The organism is Butyribacter sp. (assembly GCF_056818865.1).
Genome location: NZ_DBLYGC010000010.1, coordinates 41640 through 54457, shown reverse-complemented (window position 1 = coordinate 54457; position 12818 = coordinate 41640). Strand labels below are relative to the sequence as shown.

Genomic DNA, 12818 nt, shown 5'->3' with positions numbered 1-12818 from the left:
GAAATGTTGTGATTACTATTATTATGGCGGCCTACAATGGTCAGGAATATATAAATGAACAGTTGGAGTCTATCAAAAATCAGACTTACAGGGATTGGAGACTGGTTGTAAGAGACGATGGGAGCAGTGACAAAACTGTAGACATTTTAAAAAAATTCGCTAAAGAAGTAGAACAGGAAGTTATAATAAAAGTTAACGAAGAGCCAAGTGGCTCGGCAAAGAGGAATTTTGCACGTCTTTTACAGGATGTGCAAAATTCCTCCTATGTTATGTTTACAGATCAGGATGATATATGGAAAAAAGATAAAATAGAAGTTACCTACAATGCGATGCTTGACGCTGAAAAAAAGTATGGAAGTAAGACACCGATACTCGTTCACGGAGATGTTGAAGTTATAGATGGAAGTGGAAATGTTCTTGCAGAGTCAATGTTTAATTTATCTCATATAGATTCAAATTCAGAGTTATCAAAAATTATTATTCAAAATCATGTCACGGGCTGTACGATGATGTGTAACAGGAGTTTATCTGCGGGGATTGCAAAATATTTATCTGATGACAGAGTTATTATGCATGACTATTTTGCCGCATTGTACGCGGCAGTGTTTGGAAAAATAATAGTTTTAGAAAGACCGCTGTTAAGCTACAGACAGCATGGAGATAACAGTGTTGGGGCAAAGAATAACAATAATATATTTTACCTTGCAAAGAGACTGGGGCAGGGAAGAAGAAGTTATAAAAATGCGATGAAAGAGTCGGAAGACCAGATTGCATTTTTTGTCAGTTTGTACAAGGACGAAATGATTGTAAAAAAATTTGTTCGTCAGTATGAACTTATGAAAGAATATTCTGTTCTTAACAGACATTCAAAAATTTACCGTATAATTTTCTACATGAAAAAAAATGTATGGAAAAAAGGAACTATTAGAAAAATAATGCAGATTATCTGGGGGTAGTTATGACAAAGATATTTAAAGCAATAAAGGTTGCATGTAAATATTTTGTGATGTTTCTTACTATGCTGATGCCGAGAGATTATCGATTGTGTGTATGCGGAGCATGGCTTGGAGAGAGATTTACCGACAATTCAAAACAGTTGTTTATAGAAGCGTCAGAGAGAGATGACATAAGAGCAGTATGGATTTCAAAAGATATTGAAATTGTTGAGCAGATAAGAAATCTGGGTTATGAAGCTTATCTGTGGGGAACAAAAAAAGCAATATGGACTCAGCTTCGTGCAAAATATGCCGTGATTTCAAATGGTATAAGTGACCTTGAACATACATTTCTCGGAAATGCAATAATTATAGATTTGTGGCATGGCGTACCTCTGAAAAAAGTATGCTATGACAATAAATATGAAAAAAACTGGGACAGTCCTAAGCAAAAGCTTAGAGACAGTCTTATTTATATACCGCTTGGAAAAATGTATTTTGTGGCAACAAGTGAAATGTTTGTACCTATTTATCAGAGTGCATTCAGAAGAAAGAAAAGCCAGATAATATGTCTCGGTCAGCCGAGAAGTGATATTTTTTTCGGGGAAAAAAAGCCGGAGTCTTATTTCCCTGGGAAAAATATTATTTTGTATTGTCCGACACACAGAAATGAGGGAAAAGAGCAGATTCGCATAAATGAACTGTTTGATTTGGAAAGACTGGAGAATTACCTTTCAGAGAAAGATTATTATTTTGTGATAAAAAAACATTTTTACCACAGGGAAGAAACTGAGAATTTGGATAAGTATCCTCATATAATTGATGTTACAATGGAGGATATGGATACACAGATACTTATTATAGAATCGAAAGCACTAATAACCGATTATTCAAGTATTTACATTGATTATCTTCTGCTTGACAAACCGTTGTTATTTTACTGTTATGATTATGAACATTATCTTGAGAATGACAGGGAGATGTATTTTAACTATGAGGATGTAACACCGGGCAATAAGGCAAAGAATTTTGACGAACTATTCAAACAGATATGTGGTGTGATTGAGAACGGGGACGATTACGGAAGAGAAGAAAGAGAAAAAGTAAAAAATATGTTTTACTGTAAAAAAGGTCAGGGACCGGTTGGAAATATTCTTATTGACATGATGGTTAAAAGGGAGATTGGAAAAAACAATGATTGACAAAAAAATCAAAATCGTGGCACCGGATGCTCAAAACAGAGAGATTATGAATACCTGTAAAAAATTATGGGAAAATAATTTTGATGACACTGCGAAATATGTAAAATATTATTTTGATGACAGATGGAAAGAAAGTATAACATTTTTATGTGATGACAAAAGTATGTTACATTTAAATCCATATGATATAAAATTGTTTGGAGAAAAAAAGACAATATTTTATATTGTGGGTGTATGCACAGATAAAGAATACAGACACAAGGGATATATGGATTTTATGTTAAAAACTGTTTTTGGAAAATTATATAATGAAAATGTACCGTTTGTGTATCTTATGCCTGCATCAGAAAAAATATATACCCCATATGGATTTAGGGGAATGTACAATGTTACATCTTTTAAAGCTTTAAAAAGAGAGGATGGCAGCAAAGTTTATAATGACTGTATAGAGTCGTGTGACATAAAAGAATTTGATGATTTGTCGGAGAGAGAAAAAATTGAACTTTCAAAGTATGCAGCAATGAAGCTTGAGCGGGAGTTTGAATGTTTTGTTGATAGGGATAATAGTTATTTTGAACATAAAAATAAAGAGATGAAAGCGTGTGAGGGGTCTGTACTCATTTTGATGAGAGACGGTGAAGTCATGGGATATGCAATGTATCTGTGTGAAGATGAGCCGGAAGTTGTCGAGATGGTTGCTGATAAAGAATATACGGATATATTTGTGGAAAAGCTTTTTGATTATGCCGCTAATGACACAGAAAACAAAGCCGCAGAAATGAAAATTATATTTGACGAGTCGTATTTTATAAAAGAACAAAACAAAAGTTTTGCTTTTTTTATTTCTGAGGAAAATACGGGAAAAATGCTTATGGCAAGAATTATAGACATTATGGCATTTGTCGGGATGATAAAGTTAAAGGGATGTGCAGAGGAATATTATGTAGAGATAACCGATGATTTTATTAAAGAGAATAACGGGAGATGGGATATAATTCTTTCAGATAAAAGTGTTATAAAAAGGGGAAAAAGTGATGAGAATAAGTATCAAAAACTGACTATTGCGGAGTTTGGAGATATATTATTTTCAAAGATTAAATTTTATCTTAATGAAATGGTTTGAAAATTTGACTGACAGTGTTGTATAATGTATTATTATTACTTAAAAAGATATTAAGGAAGTGGTACTATGGCAGATACAGGATATACATTTTGGAATAAAGAAATAGACAGATTAAAAGACGGAAAAAGCAAATATGAATGGGATGAACTTGAAGAGCTTATAACAGATGTGTTTGAGGATGAGAAAATTACTTCGGATGAATTTGATAAACTTATGGAAAAGCTTATGGAACAGGAAATGTAGTCATATGATATGGTACAACGGTATCAAGAGAGGGGCTTTGATAAATTGACACGCGATGAACTTGAGTATAGAAGATATTTAGAGCGGAGAATACGCAGGAGAAAACGAAAAAGGCAGGTTATGATAGCCAGAACCATTCTCGTTATAGTTATATTGCTGGCGGCGTTTGGAATTTTTTCCATTGTGAAAGGAGTGATGTCGTCGGGCGGCAGTGATAAAAAGCAGGTGAAAGATACAAAAAAGCCTGTTGTAGAAACGATGATACCGACTAAGACTCCTGAAAGTACAGCCGAGAGTGTACCGGAAAACGTGCCAAAGGGTTATGAGGACGTTTACAATAAACTGATAAAAATTCAGGGAAAATACAATGGTGTTGATGATATAATCATGAATATATCCAAATACCCTAAAAAGCTTTTGGAATTGGCAGTAAAAAATCCGGAGACGATAGACTTTGTCTCAAATTATCCAAAGCATGATAATGACACTGAGGCGACGAGCAGACTCAGTGCAAAGGAGATTGGAAACGGAATTCCTTTATTGCAGCAGTGGGACAGCAGATGGGGATATATAAAATACGGAGATACCATAATAGGGGTAAATGGCTGCGGGCCTACATGTCTTGCAATGGTATATGCAGGAATTACCAAAGATACGGCGATGACACCGGCAGACATAGCTCAGTATTGTTCAAATAACAATTATTATAACAGTGATACGGGAACGTCATGGACATTGATGACTGAGGGAGCAAAGGATTTGGAACTTTCAGTCAGAAAAGTATCAGTAAATGCGTCAGCAATAAAAAATGAATTGAAGCAGAAAAGACCGATGATATGCAGTATGTCACCGGGAGATTTCACCACAGAGGGACATTTTATAGTCATAAGAGGAATTGATTCCAAGGGAAGACTTATTATAAATGACCCGAACAGTATAGCAAATTCAAAGAGAAGATGGCAGGTTGCGAGAGTTGTAAAACAGATTAAAGCAGCATGGAGCTATTCTCAGGATTAAAACGATATGCAAGTTTAAATTATATTACACAGGATGGAGGCAGCATATGGATAATAGCGAGAAAAAAAATGTGGAATTAAATATAGACAACGGTGAACTTAAAACAAGTATGATTCCTGAGGATTTTACTGACCCTCAGATTCTCTATGACAAGTTGATATCAATGATAAAGAAGTATCATCCGTCAGGAGATATTTCACAGATAGAAAAGGCATATAAAATTGCATATAAAGCGCATGACGGACAGCTTAGAAAATCAGGTGAGCCATATATTATTCATCCGGTTTGTGTATGTATTATTCTTGCAGAACTGGAACTTGATAAAGAGACAATAGTCGCAGGAATGCTTCATGACGTTGTAGAAGATACTGTTATGACGAGTGAGGAGATTGCTGCTGAGTTTGGTGACGAGGTTGCACTTTTGGTTGACGGTGTTACAAAACTTACACAGCTTAATTATGTTGCCGATAAGGTAGAGGTACAGGCAGAGAATTTAAGAAAAATGTTTTTGGCAATGGCGAAAGACATACGAGTTATTCTGATTAAACTTGCCGACAGACTTCATAATCAGAGAACAATGCAGTATCAGACACCGGAAAAGCAGAAAGAGAAATCAAGAGAAACGCTTGATATTTATGCGCCAATTGCAGACAGGCTCGGTATATCGAAAGTTAAGGTAGAGCTTGACGATCTGGCATTCAGATATCTTGAACCGGAGGTATACAACAATCTTGTGGCAAGACTTGACAAGGGAAGAGTCAGACGTGAAGAATTTATAAAACAGATTGTTGCAGAAGTTGACAAGCATATAAAAGCAGCCGGCATAGAGGCAACTATTGACGGAAGAGCAAAACATTATTTCAGCATATACAAAAAAATGATAACACAGAACAAAAAGCTTGAGCAGATTTATGACCTTTTTGCCGTAAGAATCATTGTAGATACCGAGAGGGACTGTTATACTGCGCTTGGTGTTATTCATGAGATATATAAGCCTATTCCGGGGCATTTTAAAGATTATATTGCCATGCCTAAACCGAACAATTATCAGTCGCTTCATACAACACTTATAGGACCTCAGGGACAGCCTTTTGAAATCCAGATAAGAACATATGAAATGCACAGGACAGCAGAATACGGTATTGCGGCACATTGGAAATATAAAGAAAATCAATACGGACACAATACTGCTGACAGCGAGGAGGAAAAACTTGCATGGCTTAGAAGAATTCTTGAATGGCAGAGAGATATGTCTGACAATAAAGAATTTTTAAGTCTGTTAAAAAGTGACCTCGATTTGTTCTCTGACCATGTATATTGTTTTACAAAAGACGGTGATGTGAAAAATCTTCCGGCTGATTCAACGCCTATAGATTTTGCGTATGCTGTGCACAGTGCTGTCGGTAATAAGATGGTTGGTGCAAGGGTAAACGGAAATCTTGTTCCTATTGAATATAAGATACAAAACGGTGACAGAGTTGAGATAATCACCTCACAGAATTCGAGAGGACCTAGCAGGGACTGGCTTTCAATTGTAAAGAGTACACAGGCGAAAAACAAGATAAATCAATGGTTCAGGTCACAGTATAAAGAGGAGAATATAGTAAAAGGAAAAGAACTTCTCAACAGTTATTGTAAAGCTCAGGGTATTGTGATTTCAGATTTAGTCAGACCTGAGTATACAGATGCCTGCAAGAAAAAGTATGGTTTTAAGGACTGGGATTCAGTGCTTGCAGCTATTGGGCACGGTGGTTTAAAAGAAGGTCAGGTAATAAATAAACTTCAGGCAGAATACAAGAAGAAAAATCCTTCGTCACCTACAGATAAAGATATACTTGAAGCTGTCAACAGCAGCAATGCAGTAACCGGAACACAGCAGAATAAAGCTGCGTCAGTACGTTCTAAAAACGGAATCGTTGTTGCGGGAATTGATGATGTATCAGTCAGATTTTCTAAATGCTGTAACCCTGTTCCTGGTGATGAGATAATAGGTTTTGTCACAAGGGGAAGAGGTGTTTCCATTCACAGAACAGACTGCATAAATATGATGAATCTTTCAGAAGCGGACAGACATCGTATAATAGAGGCAGAATGGCAGGTAAGTTCTGAGGGCAAGGATAATGAACTCTATGATGCAGAGATAATAATTTATGCAAATGACAGAATGGGTCTGTTGCTTGAGATTACAAAGGTATTTACTGAAATGAAGATAGATGTAAAGTCCATGAATATAAGAACAAGCAAACAGGGAATAGCAACGATAAATGTGGGATTTGCGATACGCGGTGTTGAAGCTTTGCATGAAGTTACAAAGAAAGTAAGACAGATAGAGGGTATCAAGGATATACAGAGAACACAGGCTTAAATATAAAAATTGAAATGGAGAGAACAGATGAGTCAGTTAAAATGTGATTTCAGAGTTGTCGGACCGGTTCAGACCAATTGTTATTTTTTGTCAGATACGAATGGCAATTGTGTTGTTGTTGACCCGGGAGAAGAGGCGGCAAGAATAATAGATTATATAGAGAAGAAAGATTTGAAACCTGTTGCAATACTGCTTACACACGGTCATTTTGACCATATCGGTGCGGTTGATGAGGTAAGAGAAAAGTATGATATAAAGGTATATGCTGCGGCAGCAGAAAAAGAGACACTTCAAAATACGGACATAAATCTTTCATCGCAGTTTGGGGCAGGATTTAAGGTAGAAGCTGACGAATATTTAAATGACGGTCAGGAGATAGAACTTCTCGGAGAAAAAGTCAGATGTATTCTGACACCGGGGCATACAAAAGGTGGAATGTGTTATTATTTCACAAACAGCGGAATGTTATTTTCAGGAGATACATTGTTCCAGCAGTCAGTAGGAAGAACTGATTTTCCGGGGGGAAGTATGAGTGAGATAGTCCGTTCAATAAGGGAAAAATTATTTATATTGCCTGATTATGTGAGGGTTTATACAGGACATGGAATGATGACCACGATAAAAGACGAAAAGATGTTAAATCCTTTTGCAGTTGAGTAGGTGTTATTATGATAGAGATAAATTTATCGGAGCGTGATTTTGACTATGAGATACAGGCTCTTGTAAACAGTTTCTTTCCGGGACAGAAAAGTGTTGTAACCGCAAGCGGTGAGGAAAGAAAAGATGGCGGATATTCGGAAGATATTTTGCTTATTGTAAATGTAAGTCTTTCAATGAAGCAGATAAGTGTTGAGGTGGTCTGCAAAGATTACAGTTTGAAAAGAACAGAAGAAGTAACAGGAACAAAAGACTGGCATAAAAATAAAGATAAGACGACACATCCGTATAGGACATATTATAAAAATGTATTAAAAAAGCTCATTTTTGAGCAGCTTAGAGATATACCGGCTGAAATATTATCAGCCGGTCATTCATTAAAAAGAGTTATACCGCTTTGGGGAACAATGACAGGGGTAAGACCGACAAAGATTGTTATGAATGAAATGCTGTCAGGCAAAGATGCCCAAAGTGTAAGAAATGAACTTAAAACTACATATTGCTGTAGTGATGAGAAGATTGAACTTGGAATGAATATTGCATCGAAAGAACTGGAGCTGCTTTTAAAACATGATTGTGAGAACGGTTACAGTCTCTATATAGGCATTCCATTCTGTCCGACGACATGTCTTTACTGCTCATTTACATCATATCCGTATGAAAAATTTGGGTATCTGGCAGAACAATATCTTGAGGCATTGGAAAAAGAAATCAGATATCTTGCGACAGTCTATAAAGATGAAAAAGTGACGAGCATATATGTTGGAGGAGGGACCCCGACAACGCTCACAGCCACACAGTTGGACACTCTTATAAAATGCATAAAAGATAATTTCCCGTTGGAGCTTGGATATGAGTTTACAATAGAGGCAGGCAGACCTGACAGTATTACAAAAGAAAAGCTTGAAGTAATGTATAATCATGGTGTCAGGAGAATATCAGTAAATCCACAGACAATGCAGCAAAAGACACTAAATCTCATAGGAAGAAAGCATACTGTTGAACAGACGGTTGAAGCTTTTAGGATGGCAAGAAAGATAGGGTTTGACAACATAAATATGGATTTGATAATCGGACTTCCGGGAGAGGATGAAAATGATTTTTCAGATACATTAAGACAGATAAAAGAGTTAAATCCCGACAGCCTGACAATTCATTCGCTTGTTGTAAAAAGAGCATCAAGGCTGCGCAGCGTTCTCGACGAAGAAGAAAAGAAAAATGCCTGCAAAACAGATGGTGCATTGTCCGAAAATGATAAGGCAGCATTTATGGAAAAGATGCTTGAAACAGGTCAGAGATTTGCGAAAAGTGAAGGGTATGAACCTTATTATATGTACAGACAGAAAAACTCAGCCGGTCATTTTGGAAGCAGTGGACAGGAAAATATCGGATATGCGAGAAAAGGAAAAGAGTGCATATACAATATTCTTATAATGGAGGAGAAACAGACCATACTTGCCGCAGGAGCCGGGGCGAGCACGAAAAAGAAGTTTGGCGAAGATAAGGTTAAACGCTGTGAGAATGTCAAGGATATTATCTCGTATATATCAAGGGTTGATGAGATGATAGAGAGGAAACAAAGCTTGTTTGAGGATTAGAGAAAAGAAGCAGAAACGGAGTTTACTATGGAGAATTATTTTAACAGAATTTTAGAAAATAATAGTATTCCTAAACAAATACGGGAAACGGTATGTTCAGAAATGCATCATGCACTTGAAGTGAGTAATATGGCGGTGCTTATATCAAAGGAACTTGGAAAAGACGAAAAGTTCTGTGATGACATAGCGGTTGCCGGAGTGCTGCATGATATAGGAAAGTTAAGGGTTAACAGGTATGTCTATTCAGATGAGAGTGACGACACGCTTGTTGTAGAGCAGATGAAGTATGTAAGAATGCATTCAGCATACAGCCGTGATATTTTGAGAGATGAGAATTATCCTGAAAATATAATAGAAGCTGTTTACCATCACCATGAAAATTATGACGGTTCGGGGTATCCTGACGGTTTAAAGGGGACAGATATTCCAGAGATGTCAAGGATACTTAGAACGTGTGATGTATTTTCAGCACTTATAACTAACAGAAGTTACAGAAAAGCTTTTGATAAGAAAACGGCAATGGCTATAATGATAGATGAAGTTGAAGATTATGATATGGAAGTGTTTCTGGCTTTCCAGAGAGTATTTCATGATGATAAATTCCCTGAGATAAGAAATCTTCAGGATATGGCAAGTGAAATACAGATGGAAAATTTAAAGGTTTTTGAAGAGGAAGCATTGAAAGGCAATTATTGACAGCAGGGGAGTATATGATTATATTGTAAATATAGAATATCTTTCTGCTTATGTGAAAAGCAATTATAAAAAGTATATGAAAAAGATGAAAAGAAATATGAAAAAAGCTTTTACATAGATAAGACATCGTTTATAAAGGAATGGTGGGAGAGCAGAGATAAGGTTACACTTATAACACGTCCACGTCGTTTTGGAAAGACATTAAATATGGACATGATAAAATGTTTTTTCTCAAATAAATACGGGAATAGGAGTGATTTATTTGAGGGTCTTGATATCTGGAAAGAAGAAAAATATCATAAATTGCAGGAAACATATCCGGTAATGCAGCATTAAATCAGATAAGAGAAAAAGGCTATGAAGCAGAACTTATAAAACGTGGAGTAAAGAAAGAGAATATCAGACACTATGGTTTTGCGTTTAAGGGGAAAGAGGTGCTTATAGGGGCATTAGATTAAAAATTTAGCATATGAAAAATACAATTCTCGCTACTTCACAAACACAAAAAAATCTGATATACTGCTAGATTAGAGAGTTTTTTATATAAGACAATAGAAATTATTGGAGGACTAGAGAAAATGGCTGAATCAATGAGAGGCATGAAGCGTACCTGCAGATGTGCCGAATTAAGTGAGAAAAATATTGGTGAAGAAGTCACTATGATGGGATGGGTTCAAAAGCAGAGAAATAAAGGTGGTATTATCTTTGTTGATATGCGTGACCGTTCAGGAATATTACAGGTTATTTTTGAAGATGGAGAGATAAATGCTGACGATTTTGCAAAGGCAGAAAAGCTTAGAAGTGAGTTTGTAATAGCAGTAAAAGGTAAAGTTACAGCACGTTCGGGTGCGGTCAACGAAAATCTTGCCACAGGTGCTATAGAGCTTCGTGCAGAAGAACTTCGTGTTCTTTCAGAGTCAGATACACCTCCGTTTCCTATAGAAGCGGACAGCAAAACAAAAGAGGAACTTAGATTAAAATATCGTTATCTCGACCTTAGAAGACCTGACCTTCAGAGAAATCTTATTATGAGAAGTAAGGTTGCAACATTGATTCGTCAGTTCCTTGCAGATGAGGGATTTTTAGAGATAGAGACTCCTATGCTTACAAAGAGTACACCGGAGGGAGCAAGAGATTATCTTGTGCCAAGCCGTGTACATCCGGGAACATTTTATGCATTGCCACAGTCTCCACAGCTTTTTAAACAGCTTCTTATGTGTTCAGGCTATGACAGATATTTCCAGCTTGCAAGATGTTTCAGAGATGAGGATTTAAGAGCAGACAGACAGCCTGAGTTTACACAGGTTGATATGGAACTTTCATTTGTTGATGAAGATGATGTCATGGATGTAAATGAGAGACTTTTACAGAAACTTTTCAAGAAAATACTTGATGTGGATATTGAACTTCCTATTCAGAGAATGACATGGCAGGAGGCTATGGATAGATTTGGTTCTGACAAGCCTGACCTTCGTTTTGGAATGGAATTAAAAGATGTTTCGGATGTCGTAAAGGATTGTGGATTCGGAGTATTTACGGGAGCACTTGAAAACGGCGGTTCTGTTCGAGGTATCAATGCCAAAGGACAGGGAGGCATGCCTCGTAAGAAGATTGATGCACTTGTTAAGTTTGCAAAAGATTTCGGAGCAAAGGGTCTTGCTTATCTTGCAGTAAATGAGGATGGAACATATAAATCATCATTTGCGAAGTTTATGACTGAGGATGAGCTTAAGGCGCTTGTTACTGCAATGGAAGGTGAACCGGGAGATTTACTTTTATTTGCTGCCGACAAGAATAAGATTGTCTGGGATGTACTTGGAAATTTGAGACTTGAGATAGCCAAAAATCTCGACCTTCTCGATAAGAATGTTTACAAGTTCCTTTGGGTAACAGAGTTCCCGGAATTTGAGTATTCGGAAGAACAGGGAAGATACCTTGCAATGCATCATCCATTTACGATGCCTTTTGAGGAAGATATCAAGTATCTTGAGTCAAATCCTGAGAAAGTTCGTGCAAGAGCATATGATATTGTACTTAACGGAACAGAAATTGGTGGTGGTTCTATCCGAATCCATCAGGATGATGTTCAGGAGAAGATGCTTAGAGCACTTGGATTTACAGATGAGAAAGCACATGAACAGTTCGGTTTCCTTCTCGATGCTTTCAAGTATGGAGTACCTCCACACGCAGGTCTTGCATACGGTCTTGACAGACTTGTAATGATAATGGCACATGAGGACAGCATCAGAGATGTTATCGCATTCCCTAAGATTAAGGATGCGTCATGTCTTATGACTGATGCACCTAATGTTGTTGATGACAAGCAGCTTGAAGAGCTTTGTCTTGAGGTTTCAAAATCAGAGCAGGAGCAGTAAGCTGTACAATCGTTAAAAAAAGGTATTGATTTAAAAATAATTGTTTAGCGGGCAGCAGACCATAACTTTGGACTGCTGTCTGAAATCGGAGGATGCTTTGAAAAAAGAGACATATGAAAAAATAATCGGACTGCTTGGCAGCAAAAAAGCGATTCCGATAATTATAGATATATTTGGAAAGATACTTACGGTATTGACAGCTCTTTTATATTTTGTTGAGATAGGCTGGCTTGTTGTCAGCAGGGAATATAAGCTTGTCGCAGGTCTTATTATAGTTCCGGCAGTATTTTTTGTACTGCTTAGTAAATTCAGGGAAAAGATAAATGCGAAAAGACCATATGAATTATATGGATTTAAACCGCTCATAAATAAAAATACAAAGGGACTTTCATTTCCAAGCCGTCATGTGTTTTCGATATTTGTTATTGGCGGTTCAATATGGGTGATCAATAAGATTTTGGGAACTGTCATATTGGTGATGGGATTGTTTCTTGCAGTTATAAGAGTAATAACAGGAGTACATTTTCCTAAAGATGTTGCTGCCGGAGCAGTTATAGGATTTGTTTGCAGCATGGCAATGTTTATTTTTTTGATTTAGAATATAGAT

General features: G+C 36.8%; 11 protein-coding genes and 1 pseudogene. All 12 read left to right on the top strand.

Features of this window, described 5'->3' with window-relative positions; translation table 11 throughout:
- The first annotated feature begins 8 nt into the window (after nucleotides 1-8).
- The 12 genes and pseudogenes from ACZLXV_RS06140 to ACZLXV_RS06085 all read left to right on the top strand — a co-directional run bounded on the left by ACZLXV_RS06140 (nucleotide 9) and on the right by ACZLXV_RS06085 (nucleotide 12809).
- Nucleotides 9-956: a glycosyltransferase family 2 protein gene (locus ACZLXV_RS06140; RefSeq protein ID WP_482382822.1), complete on the top strand. Its 948-nt coding sequence runs from the start codon at nucleotides 9-11 to the stop codon at nucleotides 954-956.
- A gap of 2 nt (nucleotides 957-958) precedes the next feature.
- Complete coding sequence (locus ACZLXV_RS06135) at nucleotides 959-2137, top strand: CDP-glycerol glycerophosphotransferase family protein (protein WP_022224780.1); 1179 nt, start codon at nucleotides 959-961, stop codon at nucleotides 2135-2137.
- Nucleotides 2130-3260 (top strand): GNAT family N-acetyltransferase, encoded by a 1131-nt coding sequence (locus ACZLXV_RS06130; protein WP_482382821.1) that lies wholly within the window; start codon nucleotides 2130-2132, stop codon nucleotides 3258-3260. The genes ACZLXV_RS06135 and ACZLXV_RS06130 overlap by 8 nt, the downstream gene beginning before the upstream one ends.
- A gap of 66 nt (nucleotides 3261-3326) precedes the next feature.
- Nucleotides 3327-3503 (top strand): hypothetical protein, encoded by a 177-nt coding sequence (locus ACZLXV_RS06125; protein ID WP_022224778.1) that lies wholly within the window; start codon nucleotides 3327-3329, stop codon nucleotides 3501-3503.
- A gap of 45 nt (nucleotides 3504-3548) precedes the next feature.
- Nucleotides 3549-4520 (top strand): C39 family peptidase, encoded by a 972-nt coding sequence (locus ACZLXV_RS06120; RefSeq protein WP_482382820.1) that lies wholly within the window; start codon nucleotides 3549-3551, stop codon nucleotides 4518-4520.
- A gap of 46 nt (nucleotides 4521-4566) precedes the next feature.
- Nucleotides 4567-6885: a RelA/SpoT family protein gene (locus tag ACZLXV_RS06115; RefSeq protein ID WP_022224776.1), complete on the top strand. Its 2319-nt coding sequence runs from the start codon at nucleotides 4567-4569 to the stop codon at nucleotides 6883-6885.
- A 27-nt stretch (nucleotides 6886-6912) separates the two neighbouring features.
- Nucleotides 6913-7545 (top strand): MBL fold metallo-hydrolase, encoded by a 633-nt coding sequence (locus ACZLXV_RS06110; RefSeq protein WP_482382819.1) that lies wholly within the window; start codon nucleotides 6913-6915, stop codon nucleotides 7543-7545.
- A gap of 8 nt (nucleotides 7546-7553) precedes the next feature.
- Nucleotides 7554-9140 carry a coproporphyrinogen dehydrogenase HemZ gene (gene hemZ, locus ACZLXV_RS06105; protein ID WP_482382818.1) on the top strand — a complete coding sequence of 529 codons (1587 nt, stop codon included), beginning with the start codon at nucleotides 7554-7556 and terminating at the stop codon, nucleotides 9138-9140.
- A 27-nt stretch (nucleotides 9141-9167) separates the two neighbouring features.
- Entirely contained in the window at nucleotides 9168-9836 is a 669-nt protein-coding gene (locus tag ACZLXV_RS06100) for an HD-GYP domain-containing protein (protein WP_482382817.1), read from the top strand.
- Between the two features lie 108 nt (nucleotides 9837-9944).
- Nucleotides 9945-10163: pseudogene (locus ACZLXV_RS06095) on the top strand (AAA family ATPase); the annotation flags it as partial.
- Between the two features lie 251 nt (nucleotides 10164-10414).
- A complete protein-coding gene (gene aspS, locus ACZLXV_RS06090) occupies nucleotides 10415-12211 on the top strand; it encodes an aspartate--tRNA ligase (RefSeq protein WP_482382816.1) in 1797 nt (598 codons plus the stop codon).
- A gap of 97 nt (nucleotides 12212-12308) precedes the next feature.
- Nucleotides 12309-12809: a phosphatase PAP2 family protein gene (locus ACZLXV_RS06085; RefSeq protein WP_022224771.1), complete on the top strand. Its 501-nt coding sequence runs from the start codon at nucleotides 12309-12311 to the stop codon at nucleotides 12807-12809.
- Nucleotides 12810-12818: the final 9 nt, after the last annotated feature.